The organism is Halorubrum salinum, from assembly GCF_024494575.1.
GTDB lineage: Archaea > Halobacteriota > Halobacteria > Halobacteriales > Haloferacaceae > Halorubrum > Halorubrum salinum.
Window position 1 is genome coordinate 305017 of the sequence record NZ_JANHDO010000001.1, and the last position, 16515, is coordinate 321531.

Annotated in this window: 15 protein-coding genes; 7 read left to right on the plus strand and 8 right to left on the minus strand. The window is 65.6% G+C overall.

Features of this window, described 5'->3' with window-relative positions:
* Positions 1–55 precede the first annotated feature (55 nt).
* Both NO930_RS01555 and NO930_RS01560 read left to right on the plus strand, forming a co-directional pair.
* Entirely contained in the window at positions 56–1069 is a 1014-nt protein-coding gene (locus tag NO930_RS01555; protein ID WP_256402261.1) for a DUF7490 domain-containing protein, read from the plus strand.
* Entirely contained in the window at positions 1066–1524 is a 459-nt protein-coding gene (locus tag NO930_RS01560) for a DUF8060 family membrane protein (protein ID WP_137783671.1), read from the plus strand. Before NO930_RS01555 ends, NO930_RS01560 begins: the two co-directional genes overlap by 4 nt.
* A 43-nt stretch (positions 1525–1567) precedes the next feature.
* Here the strand turns inward: NO930_RS01560 and NO930_RS01565 are convergent, their stop codons facing one another.
* Together NO930_RS01565 and NO930_RS01570 are read right to left on the minus strand one after the other, a co-directional pair.
* Positions 1568–1927 (minus strand): DUF8113 family protein, encoded by a 360-nt coding sequence (locus NO930_RS01565; protein ID WP_256402262.1) that lies wholly within the window; start codon positions 1925–1927, stop codon positions 1568–1570.
* Positions 1928–1981: 54 nt separating this feature from the next.
* Complete coding sequence (locus NO930_RS01570; RefSeq protein WP_256402263.1) at positions 1982–2818, minus strand: Rieske (2Fe-2S) protein; 837 nt, start codon at positions 2816–2818, stop codon at positions 1982–1984.
* Positions 2819–3025: 207 nt separating this feature from the next.
* Between NO930_RS01570 and ppc the strand changes: the two genes are divergently transcribed.
* Both ppc and NO930_RS01580 read left to right on the plus strand, forming a co-directional pair.
* Positions 3026–5728: a phosphoenolpyruvate carboxylase gene (ppc, locus tag NO930_RS01575; RefSeq protein ID WP_256402264.1), complete on the plus strand. Its 2703-nt coding sequence runs from the start codon at positions 3026–3028 to the stop codon at positions 5726–5728.
* Between the two features lie 248 nt (positions 5729–5976).
* Entirely contained in the window at positions 5977–6153 is a 177-nt protein-coding gene (locus tag NO930_RS01580) for a hypothetical protein (RefSeq protein WP_256402265.1), read from the plus strand.
* Between the two features lie 201 nt (positions 6154–6354).
* Here the strand turns inward: NO930_RS01580 and ddfA are convergent, their stop codons facing one another.
* Positions 6355–6693: a DdfA family disk-determining factor gene (ddfA, locus tag NO930_RS01585; RefSeq protein WP_256402266.1), complete on the minus strand. Its 339-nt coding sequence runs from the start codon at positions 6691–6693 to the stop codon at positions 6355–6357.
* Positions 6694–6813: 120 nt separating this feature from the next.
* Positions 6814–7611 carry a TrmB family transcriptional regulator gene (locus NO930_RS01590; protein ID WP_137783085.1) on the minus strand — a complete coding sequence of 266 codons (798 nt, stop codon included), beginning with the start codon at positions 7609–7611 and terminating at the stop codon, positions 6814–6816.
* Between the two features lie 292 nt (positions 7612–7903).
* On the opposite strand from NO930_RS01590, the gene NO930_RS01595 reads away from it, so the two are divergent.
* Complete coding sequence (locus tag NO930_RS01595) at positions 7904–8734, plus strand: TrmB family transcriptional regulator (RefSeq protein WP_199242181.1); 831 nt, start codon at positions 7904–7906, stop codon at positions 8732–8734.
* A 660-nt stretch (positions 8735–9394) separates the two neighbouring features.
* Here NO930_RS01595 and NO930_RS01600 read toward each other — a convergent pair.
* From NO930_RS01600 to NO930_RS01610, 3 genes are all read right to left on the minus strand, one after another.
* Positions 9395–9850 (minus strand): 30S ribosomal protein S19e, encoded by a 456-nt coding sequence (locus NO930_RS01600; protein WP_049983536.1) that lies wholly within the window; start codon positions 9848–9850, stop codon positions 9395–9397.
* Positions 9851–9930: 80 nt separating this feature from the next.
* Complete coding sequence (hmgB, locus tag NO930_RS01605) at positions 9931–11274, minus strand: hydroxymethylglutaryl-CoA synthase (RefSeq protein ID WP_256402267.1); 1344 nt, start codon at positions 11272–11274, stop codon at positions 9931–9933.
* Positions 11275–11362: 88 nt separating this feature from the next.
* Positions 11363–12562 carry a hypothetical protein gene (locus NO930_RS01610; protein WP_256402268.1) on the minus strand — a complete coding sequence of 400 codons (1200 nt, stop codon included), beginning with the start codon at positions 12560–12562 and terminating at the stop codon, positions 11363–11365.
* 235 nt (positions 12563–12797) lie between these two features.
* On the opposite strand from NO930_RS01610, the gene NO930_RS01615 reads away from it, so the two are divergent.
* Complete coding sequence (locus NO930_RS01615; RefSeq protein WP_256402269.1) at positions 12798–13523, plus strand: guanosine phosphorylase; 726 nt, start codon at positions 12798–12800, stop codon at positions 13521–13523.
* Positions 13524–13552: 29 nt separating this feature from the next.
* Here NO930_RS01615 and NO930_RS01620 read toward each other — a convergent pair whose 3' ends face one another.
* Entirely contained in the window at positions 13553–13999 is a 447-nt protein-coding gene (locus NO930_RS01620; protein ID WP_256402270.1) for a UPF0179 family protein, read from the minus strand.
* A gap of 163 nt (positions 14000–14162) precedes the next feature.
* Between NO930_RS01620 and tmcA the strand changes: the two genes are divergently transcribed.
* Positions 14163–16484 (plus strand): tRNA(Met) cytidine acetyltransferase TmcA, encoded by a 2322-nt coding sequence (gene tmcA / locus NO930_RS01625; RefSeq protein ID WP_256402271.1) that lies wholly within the window; start codon positions 14163–14165, stop codon positions 16482–16484.
* Positions 16485–16515 lie beyond the last annotated feature (31 nt).

Genomic DNA, 16515 nt, shown 5'->3' on the forward strand with positions numbered 1-16515 from the left:
CGTCAGCGCGAGACACCTGACAAAGCATATATGCCGCCGTTTTGACGTGTCGAGTATGGACACTCGAACTGCCCTCCTGGCGGCCGCGGTCGCCCTGCTCTTCGTCACCGCGATCGGGGCCGTCGCCGCGCCGGACGCGCTCGCCGACCCGCGGTCGGACGACGAGCGCCCCGGCCACGTTCGCATCGTCGACACCGTCGTCTCTCCCGGCGAGGTCCGCGGCGAGACGGCGGAGCTTCGGCTCGGCGTCGACCTCCGACACCGGGGTCCGCCCGTCGAGAACGTCACCGTTCGGCACCGCGCGATCGGCGCGGAGTCCGGTCTCCTCGTCGACGAGACGACGGTCGACGTCGGCGAGGTCGACGGCGGCGGCGAACGGACGATAAACGGCTCCGTCGACGTCGAGCGCGCCGGCGGCTACCGGATCGAGACGGTGGTGTTCGCCGACGGCGAGCGCCGCACGAGCCAGACGACGCGGGTCAGCGGCCTGAGCGCGCTCACGCCCGAGTACGCCGACTCGCCGGTCGGATTCACGGACGGGCGGGTCTGGCCGACCGTCGCCGTCAGCGTCAGCGAGGCCGACTCCGAGACCGCAACGCTGTCCGTGTCGCTCTCCGTGACCAACCGCGGCGACGAGGCGTCCGACCCGCTCGAACTCCGCGTGCTGATGCGGCAGGCCGAGTCGAACGTGGTCGCCGCCGACGCCGCGGAGACGGTGGGGTCGGTGCGCCCCGGCCGAACCGACACCGTCACCGTCACCGCGACGGTGCCGGCGAACTACAACTACTACGTCGACGGCGCGCTGTGGAGCGACGACGTCCTCATCGACGAGACGCAGGGGGTCGCCAACCTGAACCCCCGAGAGACGATCAGCGCGGACGAGACCGTCGAGGAGGTCGAGTTCGCCGTCGAAGACTTCGAGCGCGACGCCGGCGAAGACGGCGTCGCCGAGAGGCCGGAGAGCGGAAACGACGGCGGGGGCACGGACGACTCGACGCCCGGATTCGGCCCCGTCGTCGCGCTTATCGCCCTCGCGAGCGCGGCGCTGGTCGCACGGAGGCGGCGATGACGGCCGACGACCGACCAGCCGGCGACGACCCGTCGACCGGGGCCGATGCGGGCGATTCCCCGAACCGCGAATCGAGCGACCGGACGGACCCTACGAGAACCATGACAGACACGACAGCCGACGACGCAGCCGACGACAGAACAGCCCGCGGCGACGCGAGCCGCAGATCGGGCCGGACCGACGCCGGCGGACCGGACTCGTCCGACGAATCGGGGCTCGACCGCCTCGGCACGGACCGTCTCCGCGCGATCCTCGATCGGGTCGGACTCGCCGCGCTCGTCCTGCTCGCGTTGGTCGCCGGATGGAGCTTCTACGGACAGGCCGGGACCGCGATCCGGACGTGGCTGGATCCGGCGTACCAGCCCATCGCGCTCGCGGCGTTCAACCTCGCTGTGCTTCTGGTCGCGGTCGCCGGCATCGTCCACCAGCTCGCGCGGATCCGCGCGAGCGAGTAGGTCGGCGAGCGGTCCGACCGCGGGGGCGCTCGGCTCCGCGAACTCACTCCTCCGGGAGTTCGTCCGCGCTCGCCGGGATCCGTTCGACCTGTCCCGCGAGCGTCGCGGCGTCGCCGGCGACCGTGGAGGGATCGACTCCCGCCTCGTTCGCGACGAGACGGACGTGTGCCGCGAGCAGCGCGAGCGCGCGGAGCCCCTCCTCGTTCGCGTCCTCGCCGTCGCGCTGCGCGAACGTCGTGTCGACCTCCCCGTCGCGGACGACCCCGACGTGGAGGGCGTCGACCCCTTCCGGGTCGAGGAGCTCGCGGGCGCGGTCGAGTTCGGCGGAGAACGGATCGTCGCTCTCGTCGGCGTCGTCTGTCTCGTCGGCGTCGTCGGACCGATCGGGAGGGTCGTCGCTCATGGCGTCTCGTACGGGGAGTCGGGGGAAAAGCGCGGCGGGCGGTCGAATCGGCCGTTACTCCGGCCGGGGCCGGGCGACGAACAGCGCCTCTTCGAGGGTGAACGGGTCGTACGTCGACTGGTGACAGACGCAGTACGTCCCGTCGGCCGCGCCGTAGCGGGCGGACTCTTCGAGCACCTTGTACCCGGGGATACAACAGAAGTGGGTACAGACGTTGAGGTACGCGAGGAATCCCTGATCCGTCGAGGCCTGCAGCCACTCGTCGTTCTGTGCGGCCTCCTCGATCTGCGGCGACCGCACCACGATGACGTTCAGGCTGGCGTCGGTGTCCTGTGACCGCCACGTGACGTTCGCCGGCTTGCCCACGCCGCTGCTGCCGATCCCGTTGCCCCACTCGTCGTAGTCGTCGAAGTCGTCGACGTGGATCCGGTCGCCCGCCGAGTACGTGTCGGACTGCCACGTGTACGGCGGCGAACTCGCCGAGCGGAACAGGTTGTCGGACTCGAACCCGGGCTGGATGTTCTCTTGGGACTCGACGCCGCAGTACTGGAACCACGCGCCGGAGTACGTCTTTCCACCCAGCTCTTCCTGTGCGACCTCGACCTCCTGACCCTCTTGGGTGATCGTCGTCGTCTCGGGCCAGATACCCTCGATGTACCCGTCGTCTGTCACCTGCAGCGGGATCTGCGGGAGCCCGCGCGGTGCCGGACCGCCGGTCTGACGGATCGTCATCGCGGTGGTCGATCCCCCGCCGACGCCGCCGGCCGTCGTCAGCGTGTTCACTGTCGCCGACCCCATCGCACCGACCCCCGCTAGGGCCGCGCCGCCGACGACGCCCTTGACGAAGCGCCGCCGTCCGGACTCGGCCGGATACTTGTCGGACTGGCTCATAGACGGTGTTCGGGCTGGCCCGGTAAAAAGGGTGACGAACCCTCCACCGGAGCGGGAATCGCGTCGAAGCACGCACCGGTGAGCCGCGGTCCCTTCGATACGCGTCCTCTCGGGATCGCACGATCGATGTGGATATTCACTCGATTCCGAGGCAAACATTTGTCAATACCGCGGGTTTTACCAGACTCGACCGGTAGTGACTGTGGTATGAAGTTGCACAACAGAGACGTTCGCACGGACGTCCGGGAGCTCGGTGCACTCGTGGGAGACGTGCTCGCCGCGCAGGCCTCGACGGAGGCGTACGAGACGGTGGAAGCGCTACGCAACGCCGCGATCGACTACCGCCGCGGCGACGCGCCGGACCGCGACCGTCTCCACGAGCGGGTGGACGACCTCTCCGAAGTCCGCGAGGGCATCGTCGCTCGGGCGTTCACGACCTACTTCGAACTGATCAACCTCGCCGAAGAGCGCGAGCGGGTGCGCGCCATCCGGAACGCCGACGACGAGGGGGCCCTGCACGACTCCTTCGAAGCCACGATCGCCGAGTTCGCGGCGCAAGACGTCGAGCCGGCAGAGCTCGAAGACCTCCTCGCCGACGTGCTCATCGAGCCGACGTTCACGGCGCATCCGACCGAGGCGCGCCGGTCCACGGTCAAATCGAAGCTTCGTTCGATCGCGAACCACCTCGGGGAGCTCGACGAGCGGAACCTCACCGAGCGCGAGCGGAACGCGATCTGGCGCGACGTCACCGCCGAGGTGACGAGCCTCTGGGGCACCCGGCAGGTGCGGCAACGGCCACCGGAGCCGGAAGACGAGGCCCGGAACGTCCAGTGGTATCTGGAAAACACGCTCTTCGACGTCGTGGGCGACGCATACGAGGAGTTCGAGGAAACGATATCACAGGAGTACGACGACGTGGACTGTCCCAAGCTCTTCGAGTTCCGCTCGTGGGCGGGCTCCGACCGGGACGGAAACCCCTTCGTCACGCCCGAGGTGACGGACGAGACGCTCGCACGCCAACGCGAGGTCGCCGTCGAGAAGTACCGCGACCAGTGTAAGCGGCTCTCGGCCGTGTTGAGTCAGGACGGCGAGCGATACGCGGTCGATGACGCGCTCACGCGGTCGCTCGCCGACGACGCCGAACGGTTCCCGACGGTCGTCGAGGAGGCGCGAGAGCGATACCCCGACGAGCCGTACCGACAGAAGCTCCGCCTGATGCGCGAGCGGCTCGACCGTATCGACGACGTGCGTCCGGGCGGATACCCCGACAGCGACGCCTTCCTCGCCGACCTCGACGTCATCGTCGAGTCGCTCGCTGCCGACGGACAGGACGCGGTCCGCGAGTCGTTCGTCGAGCCGCTACGTCGACAGGTCGACACCTTCGGCCTCACGCTCGCGTCGCTCGACCTCCGTGACCACCGCGAGAACCACACGGAGGCCGTCGCTGAGGCGGTCGCCGCGGAGGGCGTCGACTACCGCGAGATGGACGAAGCCGACCGTCAGGCGTTCCTCACCGAGGCCATCCTACAGGAGGACGGAGTCATCGACGCCGACGATCCCGGCGACGTCTCGGAGACGACGGAGCGGGTGATCCGACGGTTCGAAGCGCTCGCCGAGTGGCAAGACGAGTACGGCGCACAGGCGATAGACACCTACTGCATCTCGATGACCGAAGAGCCGAGTCACGTCCTCGAAGTGCTCTTCCTGGCCGATCAGGTCGGCGTCGTCTCGCTACCGGATCACTGCGGGCTCGACGTCGTTCCCCTCTTGGAGACCGAATCGGCGCTCAACGGCGCCGAGCGCATCCTCGGGAGCCTGTTCGACAACGACGCGTACGCGGCGGCGCTCGACGCCCGCGGAGACGTACAAGAGGTCATGCTCGGCTACTCCGATTCCAACAAGGAGAACGGCTTTCTCGCCGCGAACTGGGACCTCTACGAGAACCAGCGTCGGATCGCGCGGTTCTGCAGGGACGAAGACGTCACCCTTCGGCTGTTCCACGGCCGCGGCGGCTCCATCTCGCGCGGCGGCGGTCCGATGAACGAGGCGCTGCTCGCGCTCCCCAACGAGACGGTCACCGGACAGGTGAAGTTCACGGAGCAGGGCGAGGCGATAGCCGAGAAGTACGCCAATCCGCGGATCGCAGAGCGCGAACTCGAACAGATGCTCGACGCGCAGATCCGTGCGCGCCACGAAGCCACCGCCGAGCCCACGGAGGACGTACCCGAGCGGTGGGTCGACGCGATGGAGATCATGGCTCCCGCCGCCCGGAAGACGTACCGGGACCTCTTGAACAGCGACGGATTCGTCTCGTATTTCGGACAGGCGACGCCGATATCGGTCGTCGAGGACCTGAACCTCGGCTCGCGGCCCGCCTCCCGCTCCGGCGAGCGCACCGTCGAGGACCTGCGCGCGATCCCGTGGGTGTTCTCGTGGACGCAAACGCGGCTCATCCTGCCCGGCTGGTACTCGCTCGCCTCCGGCATCGACGCGTACCTCGATGCGGTCGGTGAGGAGAGCGGACTCGCCACGCTCCGCGAGATGTACGAAGAGTGGCCGTTCTTCCAGACGACTCTCGACAACGCCGGGCTCGCGCTCGCCCGTACGGAGCCCGAGATCGCCGCGGAGTACGCCGACCTCGCGGACGACGACCTCCGCGAGCGGTTCTTCCCGGAACTCGTCGGCGAGTACGAGCGCGGCCGCGAACTGGTCCTCGCCATCAGCGGGCGCGACCAGCTGCTCCGCCGCGAGTGGCTCGAAGAGAGCCTCGGCCGTCGAAACCCGTACGTCGATCCGTTGAACCTGCTGCAGGTGAGCCTCCTCGGCCGCAGCGACCGCACCGATGAGGAGGAACGGACCCTTCGGCTCACCGTCAACGGTATCGCTGCCGGCATGAAAAACACCGGATAGCGGGTCACCCGCACCGATCCGCTGCCCGCCGCTAGGCGATCGCCGCGCCCTAGACAGACGTTGAGACTGGCCGTCTCAATGCATACGGTCTTGAGATCATTTTCTCCCCAAATTCACCCAGACACATCCCGAACCGCCCGCACACTTTGAGGATTCGGGTCAACGACATATGTATCCGTTAGATATGTGAAATATCTCGTCCATGTTCTCGCGAGCCGATGTCCCGACTGGACATGGTGGAACTACTCATGAGCAACTCAGAACAGCGGATGTCGACCGAGACAGCACTAGAGCTGCTGACCAACCAGCAGCGACGACAGATCCTCCGCCGGGTGGCTGACACAACCGACGGGACGACTGTCGATCAACTCACACAGCACCTGCGAGGGGCGGATTCATTCCACCCGGACGGTACGGTTCTGTAGAACATCGACGTATCGAGCTCCACCACGTTCACCTGCCGAAGTTACAGGAAGCAAGCGTGATCGAGTACGACACCGGCCAGGGAACCGTTCGTCGAGCCCGAGAGTTCCAAGAGGTTCTCGATCTGCTCAAGCTATCGACGATCATCGGGAAGATATACCACCGTCTGTCTCCTAACCACCCTCGTTCGGCAGGTCGTAGAACTATTCGTTGTCCTCTCTTCCGGGGTCTCCATTGGTGTGGACTTCTATGCTTCCGTTCTCGCTCACCGAGACGGTGGTGTCGGCGTACCGGAAGGAGACCGTTACTGATGATGGCTGTCCGTTGAGAAGTGTGTTGAGTGCATCCACATCCAGAGTCTTCTGCAGCGGTGGAAGCTCCGTCGTGGGCCGGTTAGTGGCCGCAGCCACCGCTTCGACGATCATCATAGAGGGTTGGTCCCGATCCGTCCAGTTGTCACGAACCGCCGTGGATTTCGCACCTGTGCCCTCGGCCTGGTCGGAGGGCTCCGAGTCGTCAACGCTGTTCGTGTCGTCATCCATTAGCTATCACCGGTTGTTACGGAAGAAGCGACAGCGGGAGCAACTACCATGAGTTATGGTGACTCATATTGAACCCGGATATTTATAATCTTGTTGTGATTATCTGAGTTACTATTTATTTTAGGAGTCTCGATTGTTGTCGAGCTGCCAGGTGAACAGCGCTTTCAGCACTACGACAAGGCTATTCGTCTGACCCGCGCCCCAAATAGCGGTTTCATCGCGCGATTCGGGGGGATGTTCACCATTCCCGTCGACGAGCACACTCACGAGCGTCTTATCCCGATCGACCATGAGGAGGCGACCAGCAGGCGTATCCGACCAGTCCCACACCGATTCGAACAGTTGCGCGTCAGGAACGTTCTGTTCGAGCCGGGTTTCGACGGGTTGTTCCATCTCTGCGAGCCGAATCGAGGCCCCACGGTCGTTGGCGGTCGAGAGGCATTCAGCGACCTCGTCGGTCAGCAGTTCTCCGACAGTCATGTACACGACCTCCTCATTAGCGGACGAGATGAAATCCACTACGCGTTCGGTCACGGTGTCCCGGCCGGTTACCGTCCAGACACCCTGCTGTTCAGTGCTGCGATTCGCTGATGCAAGCTGGTCGAGCGCGTCTGTGAGGACCGTCACCCGGTGGTCGTACTCCTGTTCGAAGTGACGGCCGGCCGTCTCCGTCGAAATGGCCCAATACCGATTGGGACTCGATTGTTTTACGTCAACGAGACCGCGGTTCTGAAGCTCGTCAGCTGCGTCGTAGACGCGTGTTCGGGGGACATCGACAACTTCGCTCACGTCCTGAGCAGTCCCTTCGCCGAGACTGACCAGTGCGACGAATGTCCGGGCGGCGTAAGTACTGAGGCCAAGCGCTTTGAGCTGTTTGACGGCCGTGGGTCGTGCTTGGTCGGATTGGTCGCCGGACATTCACTCGTCACCAGTTTCGTGAAAACCACCACGTGTGGTGGTTTTTGACGCGTAGCGACAGAGAGGTTGGGACCAGTTCTGCGACTACGCGCCACTCTACCCTCCGTGCTACCCGCACAAAGAAGTATTGTGATTAAATGAGTGAATAGCTGAGTAGTCCCTATTTTAGGACGTTCAGAAGTCCCTGAATCAACGTAATTCTGTGATAAACTGGGTGACAACCGCGAATCTCGGTGCGACGTACTAAACACCCGGGACACGAACCAGAAGGTAGCAGTCGAGGTTGGGACCAATGGATGATGTTTCAAATCAAGACCAAGCGATAGAACTGCTCCAACAGCTCGGGCTCAAAGAGTACGAAGCCAAGTCGTTCGTGGCGCTCGCACGCCGCCAGCGCGGGACGGCCAAGGACATCAGCGAGACTTCCGAAGTGCCCCGCACGCGCGTCTACGACGCGATTCGCGTGCTAGAATCGAAAGGACTGGTAGAGACTCAGCATTCAAATCCGCAGGTGTTTCGAGCGGTCTCGATCGACGAGGCCGTCAACACCCTTCAGTCGGAGTACGTCGAGCGGGCCGAGTCACTACGGAACGCCCTGGGCGGGCTTGAGCCAACTGACGAGGGAGAATCGACAGAGACCACACACGAGGTCTGGTCTATCTCGGGCGATCAGGGCATTACGAGCCGGACACGGCAGTTGATTGAGGGTGCGACAGAGGAGTTGATCCTCGTGATCGGGCACGAAAGTATTTTCACCGAGCAACTGGCCGAACAGCTGCGGTCAGCCCAGGAACGAGATGTGAACGTCTTTATCGGGACGGTCGATGAAAAGCTCCGGACCACGATTCAGGATGCCCTTCCGGATACCGAGGTGTTTGTCTCGGGTTTAGACTGGTTGAGCCGGTCACCGCTTCCAGACGACGATACCGAAATCAGTCGGCTGTTACTGGCCGATCGTGAGGCAATCTTGATAAGTTCGTTCACCGAAACCAGGGCAGACGGCCGTGAGCACGAACAAGGTGTCTTCGGCCGCGGATTCGACAACGGGCTGGTCGCGATCACGCGACGGCTGATGGCAACGGGATTGCTGTCTATGAACGACCCCGAAACTGAGGAAACCTGAGTTCGTACGTCAGCGTCGGAGAGAACGTCATATCATCGGCCCGGAACGGCAGACGTGTCCCCGAGCACCGACTGCGGTCTCTCGGCGCGATGTCTTCCGTTCGACAGCGACAACACGGTATCTCGGCTTGGGTCACGAAACGGCACTCGCCGAGTTTCTCCGGCAGCACTCAGAAATCCGTCGCTCGCTCGGGTTCGATTCCGTTCCCGACCAGCCGACACTCTGGCGCAGTTGAACAGGGCGATCTAGCGCCGATATCCGTGAGACAGTCGAACGGCTCGGCCGCTCCTCAGTGTACAGAAGGCCGGTGTTGCGATTCCTCGCGACCCGGAACGGAAGCTCCAGTACCACGACGAGTCTGGGGCGACCGATCCGGACGACCAGACCGTTTCGGAAGAAGCAGCGAAGATCAGCGACGTCAACCTCGCCGTCTTCCGGCGTTTTCGCTGGACCGTGGCGAGGGCCGTGAGATTCACGAGAACGGGGGACAAACGTATCTCGGACTTCGCGAGAGGCTTGATGCGAACTACGGTCTTGATATTTGGTATAGCGAAATATTGTGTATTATCGGCATCGGCTCTGCAACTAAGAGGCACGAATATCGACAGCTCCGAGAGCCGCCGCTAGGCGGTCAACGCGGCAGAGAAACCGATCGGCGATCTACGCGTAGCGTTCGAGTTCCGGACGGTCGAGGTCCTCGAAGACCTCGGTCGCGACCTCGGTGAGGAACGCCTCACCGTCGTCGGAGAGGCGTCGCCCCTCGCCGGCGGCAGTCGTCACGAGACCCTCGTCTTCGAGCGCCTGCAGCGACGCGCGGATGAGCTTGCGCGAGCCGCCTTCGTGCTCGCCCGGGCGGACGATATAACGGTTCGAGCCGCGCTTTTTGCTCCCGTACTCGGTCGCGAGTCGCTCGATGCCGATCGGTTCGTTCTGGGCGACCTTACGGAGCAGGCTCGCGGAGCGAACGTACCAGAAGTCTTCCTGTTCCGGCGGCAGTTCCTTCCCTGCGCCGCTTTTCGCGAACTCGACCCACTCCGGCTCGTCGATCCGGTCTTCGAGCCGTGCGGCGACCGCCTCGATCAGGGCGTCGGCCGGCACGTCGTAGATGGTTACCATTGCAGTGAGATTCACCCTAACGTCGTTTAAACCCATCGTATTCGAGAAGCGTCGTGTGACCCGTTTTCACGGGGATACGGCTATTCGACGTACTCGTACTTCCGCTCGTTCATCCGCCCCCAGCCGGTGAACACGAACTCCGATTCCGGCTGTGTGAACTCCTCTATCTCGCGGCCGACGTCCATGTCGTACTCGTGAACGTCGTGAACGTCCTCGTATTCACTCCACGTGAGGTCGTACCGGGCGGCGAGCTGCTCGTCGATGTCGAGCCCCTCGATCTCCGCCCGCCACCCCTCGCGGATGGTCTCGGCGTGGATCTCGGCTTGCGCCCCGGATCCGTACGAGGCGACGAGAAGGGTGTCGTCGACGAACTCAGCGTCCCGGTCGAGCGCGTCACGCAGCGCGCTGACGCGAGCGAGGTGGACGGAACTCGTGTACCAGTTGCCGACCTCGCGTGAGAGACCGAGCGTCGGTTCGACGACGGTGTCGTACCACGACTGGTACTGCTCGGTGCGCTTCAGTTCGTCCATGTAGTCGCGTATCGCCTCCTCGTAGGACTCGCGGTCGGCGAAGTCGTCCTCACGCGGCTGTCGGCCGATCTCGTCCGCGAGCTCGTCTTCGTACTCGGAGTCGCGAATGACGTGGCGGTACGCCAAAAGCGCCGCCTTCCGGACCATCCCCGGGAACGGCGTGTGGAACGGAGCGTACACGAAATCGTCGAGTTCGATGTCGTCCGTGACCGATTCGTAGTCTTCGAGCGCCTCGCGCATCCGAGAGAGGTACACCTGCACAGAGCGCTTGCCGTCGACGCTCGGGAACTGCTGGTTCGGCTTCAGGAAGTCCGTCTCGTCTTTCGATCCGTACCCCTGATCCGTGGAGAGCGCGACGATCGAGGGGTCCTCGTCGATCAGCATCGCGACGGCACCGGCCCCCTGGGTCGCCTCGCCGGGATCACCGCGCTCGTACAGCGCCGTGTCCGTCGAGATGACGAGCGCCGCGCGCCCGCGGTTCCGACCCGCACGGATCCAGTTGTACGCGTCGTCTATCGCCTGCGTGCCGGCGAGACAGGCGAACTTCCGCTCGCCCTTGTTGGCGTGGGTGAAGTCGCCGTCGTACACCTGTTCGAGACACCCCGCGATGTACGTCGAGACGGGCTTAGAGTGGTCGAACGCCGACTCCGTGGCGACGTCGATCCGCCCGATGTCCGCGGGATCTAACCCCTTGCGGTCCATCAGATTCTTCGCGGCGTTCGCGCCCATCGTGACGATGTCCTCGTACACGTCCGGGAACGAGGAGTTGTTGAGGCCGAGCCCCTTCGTGTATTTTTCCGGGTCGTCGCCCTTCTCGGGCGCGAACGTGCCCGGAAGGTCGAGTTTGAGGTTTCCGCTCCAGATTCCGACACCGTCGATGCCGACTGCGGTCATACACGGTCGTTCATGCGGCCGGCATATGGGTGTGTCGATGGGGATTACGTCGATTGTGGAAATTCTATTTTATACAACGCAGCAGAAACTAGCACGGATTCCAATCTCCGGGATATATCGCAGTCGAATCAGTCTCTTCGAGTGTAGCAGTCTGGCAACCACCACCATTGATATTTGCAGTTACTGTAACCGGTCTGTTATTACCAGAGGATTTGTCGATACTGACTTCTTGAGTCTGTTCTCCGGTATTACCGCTTCCCGTCTCGGTGTTTGTTACTCCACGAGCGTCGGTTACTGTAAAGCTAACACCGGATGTGGCCTCTGAAAGCTGGTAATCAAAGGTAACTTCGCCGATGCCAGAACTACTGCTCTGTGTCACTTCTGCAGACAAAGACTCAAATGAGGCCCCGTCTGAACCATCGCTGCCATCTCCGGTTCCACCCCCTCCGCTGCCACCGTCTCCGCCACCACCAACACCGTCACCTTCCTGCGTCGCCTCCTCGGGTGCTTCCTGCACCCCGACCGTGTCCACGGTCAGGTCGTTAGCGGTCGTCTCAAGCGTCAGGTTGTACACGTCGTCGTCGTTTGCGTCGCTCGTGACGCCACCGTAGATGTCGCTCGGGATCGCTGCGTCGTCCCAGTACGCACTCCCGCTCAACCGCGTCGGAACGGTCACGGTGAGATTGCCGTCGGGAATGGTCTCTGTGACGTTCTCAGCGGGGTAGAGTTCGAGCGTCACCTGTCCGGTGCCGCTTCGCCGGAACTCGTTTTGCACGGCGACGATCTGCACCTTACCGTCGCTGACGAGATTCTGGTCTTCGAGCACCGCGACCTCGCCTCCCTCGCCGCGAGCGTCGAGATACAACACGGAGGCGTCGTACCACGTCGAAGAGTCCTCGATCTCGTGGTAGCCCGGCCGGTACTGGATGAATCGCGTCGGAACTGTTTCCGTTGTGGTTCCGTTCGAGATCGTGATCGGATAGGGGTCGCTCGTCCGTATCGTCCCGCTCGGCGCTGGAGGATTGATCGCGAACAGCCGCGGCGGATACGTCGTGCCGAGCTGTACCGTCTGGTACTGTCGCCGGTCGGTGCTTCCGGCCTGCAGGATTCCCGCCCGCAGATCGACCATGTCGTTGCGGACCTCTTGGAAGTGCTCGAACTCGACCTGCGCGTTCTCCTGTGGAACGATCTGGACCTGATACAGCGAGATCGCCAGGATCAAGAATCCGAACAGGATCACGGTTCCGACCACGACCGACTGGCCCCGACGGTCGCGATTGAAGCGCATTATGAGAGGTCGACGGCGAGCGGGTATAAAATCCTCCGTCGACCTCTCAGTCGCGATAACTGCTCTCGGTTGGCGAATCACCCGAGGATTCGAGTCACGTATGGCGGAGACATCGACCGATATGTATTTTATGCCGCTATACGAAACTCGTCTCAGTCGGGGCTGCCGGTGAGGTCGACCGTCGGACCGTCGCCCGACCGGTCCCCTTTTGCGCGGAGCGGGCGTCTCCGCGCGTATGGCGAAACAACCGCACCTGCTGGTCGAGGAGGACGACGTACACGAGATCGCGATCATCCCGGGCGACCCCGGCCGCGTCGACCGGATCGCCGACCTGTGTGACGACAGCGAACTCGTCGCCGAAAACCGCGAGTACCGGGTCGTCAACGCGAGCTACGAGGGCGTCGACCTCACGATCTGCTCGACGGGGATCGGCTGTCCGTCGGCCGCGATCGCCGTCGAGGAACTCTCCCGAGTCGGCGTCGAGACGTTCCTCCGGTGTGGCACCTGCGGCGCGCTACAGCCGGACATGGAGGTCGGCGACATGGTCGTCGCGACCGGTGCGGCCAAAGAAGAGGGAACGAGCAAGCGGTACGAAGATGAAGTGTACCCGGCCGTACCGGACTACGACGTGCTCACCGGTCTGGTCGAGGCGGCCGAGAACAACGACGAGGAGATTCACGTCGGTCCGATCGTCTCCGACGACGCCTTTTACAACGAGGACGAGGAGTTCGTCGACGACTGGAACGACGCGAACCTGCTCGCGATCGAGATGGAGGCCGCGACCGTCTTCGCGCTCGCGCGGCGCAAGGGGCTGCGCGCGGGAGCCATCTGCACCGTCGACGGCAACCTCGTCGCGGGCACGCAGAAGGGCGCGGACTCCGACGACGAACTACCGGAAAAAGCGAAGGACAACGTCGAACGCGCGATCCGGATCACGCTGAACGCGGTCACGGCGCTGTAGTCGGTCGAACCCCGGGTCGGTTCACCTGCTCACTCTTCGGCGCGGAACTCCACCAGCGTCAGGTCGCGGTCGAGCGCGCACTCGTCGTGGGGGGGCTCGCCGAGCACCTGGTCGATCACGCGCTCCTCGTCGAAGTCGACCCCGTCGGGAACGCAGTACCCGTGGCTCGGACACTCGGTGTGCGGGCACGGGCCCGCGAGGGAGGCCTTGCTCCCGGCGTACGCTCGCTTCGACGGGACGGTGGCGGGGACGGGCGCGGGCTCGACCTCGACGGCGCGGACCCCCGCGTCGTGGACGGCGCAGTCGAGCGTCTGCGCGTTCTCGCGGATCCCCGTCACGCGGTACCGGGTCCCCTCGGTGAGATTGAGACACTGTCCCCGGTAGGGACACCCCTCGCAGTCGGGCGATTCGCCCTCGTAGACGAACTCGCGGCCGACGTCCGCGAGCCGCGTACCGACGAGCGTGACCGTGGTCATATCCGAACTGACGCTCCGCGCCGCCGTAAGCCTCCCGCCTCGGCCGGACCGAGCCTTCCCTTTCGCCGCGCGCTGCGGTCCGCCTCGACGGACCACCTCGACCGCGGCCGCCGCGGAGGACAAGACACATCCGCAGTCCCGGACAACGAGTGCCAACAGACGGATGATCGCGACGCTGGCGCGACGGGCGAAACGGGCGGCCGAGGCGGCGAACGAGCGACGCGTCCTCGTGCTCGCCGGCGACCGCGACCGCGGCGTCGACGCGGCCTACACGGCGGTCGAGGCGGCCCTCGGAGCGACCGCGGACGACGTCTCGATCGTCTCGACGCGCGAGGGGTTCCGGTTCGAGGAACACCGGCCGCGGCGCGCGGACGGGCTTCTCGGCCGCACCCGCGAGGCCGTGGTGCTCGACTGCCACGAGCAGTTCGTGCCGAACGCGCTCGGCCGGTGCGTCGGGGCCGTCGACGGCGGCGGGCTCTTGGTCCTCCTCACCCCGGCGCTCGACGCGTGGCCCGAGACGCGCGACCGCTTCGACGAGTCGCTCGCGGTTCCGCCGTACGCCCTCGACGACGTGACTGGGCGCTTCCGCGAGCGGCTGGTCGACACGCTCCGAACCCACTCGGGGATCGCGATCGTCTCGCTCGACGGCGGCTCGGACGGGAGCGACGCGCTCGATCGCGACGCGCTCTCCGCGGAGTCCGTGGACGGTGACAGGTCGACCTCGGCGACGCGGCCGCCGACTGCACCGCCGGACGCGACGTTCCCGACGGCGGCGTACGAGGCCTGTCTCACGGCCGATCAGGCGCGCGCCGTGCGAGCGTTCGAGGCGCTCTCGACCCCCGGGAACGCGGTCGTCGTCGAGGCGGACCGCGGTCGCGGCAAGTCGAGCGCGGCGGGGCTCGCGGCCGGCGCGCTGGCGCTTTCGGGCGCGGACGTGCTCGTCACCGCGCCGGCGGCTCGAAACGCCGCGGAGGCGTTCGCGCGCGCCCGAGAGCTGGCCGGACGCGACAGCGCCGCCGACCATACAGAGCGGTCCGCGACCGCGGGGACGGAGGCGACGCGCCGCCTCGACGTTGCGGGCGGCGGACGCGTCCGCTACCTGTCTCCGGCGGAGGCGGCGGAGCTGCCCGGGAGCCCGGACGCCGTGATAGTCGACGAGGCGGCCGCGCTGCCGGTGCGACTGCTCGAACGTCTCCTCGACGCGCCGTCGATCGCGTTCTGTACGACGGTCCACGGCTACGAGGGGTCCGGGCGCGGGTTCGCGGTCCGGTTCCGCGAGCGTCTGCTCGCGAGCCGGCTCGCGGTGCGAGACGTGCGGCTCGACGAGCCGATCCGGTACGCGCGCGGCGACCCGGTCGAGGCGTGGGCGTCGCACGCGCTCTTACTCGACGCGCGGCCGGCGGTCGAGGAGGCGGTCGCGGGAGCGACGGCCGCAGACGCGACGTATCGACCCCTCGATCCGGCCGACCTGACCGCGGACGAGGCGCTTCTCGGCGAGGCGTTCGGCCTGCTCGTGGCCGCGCACTACCGCACGGAGCCGAACGACCTCGCGCGGCTGCTCGACGCGCCGAACCTCCTCTCGCGCGCGCTCGTCGCCGACGGCCGGATCGTCGCGGTCGCCCTGCTCGCGCGCGAAGGCGGACTGGACGCGGCGACCCGCGGAGAGATGTACGAGGGCGAGCGCGTCCGCGGGAACATGGTTCCGGACCTGCTCACGAGCCAGCTCCGCGACGAGGCGGCCGCCGAACCGCGGGGCCTCCGGACGGTCCGGATCGCGACTCACCCCGCGCTCCGCGGCGAGGGGTTCGGCTCGCGGCTGCTCTCCGAGATCCACGCCGAGTTTGGGAGCGGGGACGACGCCGGCAGCGGGGTCGACTACTTCTCCGTCGGGTACGGCGCGACGCCTCGGCTGCTCCGGTTCTGGCGGCGCGCGGGCTACCGGACGGTCCACCTCTCGACCTCACGAAACGACGCCTCCGGCGAGCACTCGGCGGTCATGTTACGCCCGGCCGGCGAGACGGGGGAGGCTCTCCTCGACCGCCACGCCGCCGCGTTCCGAGACCGGGAGCGAGACGGCCTCTCGGACGCTCACCGCGAGGTCGACGCCGACGTGGTCCGCGGCGCGCTCCGCGCCTGCTCCGCTCCGGCTTCGGTCGACCTGACGGAAACGGAGTGGCGCTCCGTGGTGGGCGCGTCGTTCGGACCGGGAACCTACGACACCGCGCCGGGGGCGTTCCGCGACCTCGCGCTCGCGGCGCTGATCGAGGGTGACGGCGCGGACGACGCCGCACTCGACGACCGCGAGGAGCGCCTGCTGGTCCAGAAGGTGTTACAGGGCCGGAAAGCGGCGCCGGTGGCAGACGACCTCGGGTTCGTCTCGACGGCCGCCTGCATGCGCGCGCTCGGCGACGCGTACGCTCCGCTCGTCGAACGCTACGGCACGGAGCTCGCGCTCGCGGAACGGGAGCGGTTCACGACCGAGTGAGTCGGAACGAACGGGACAAAAACGACGTTAG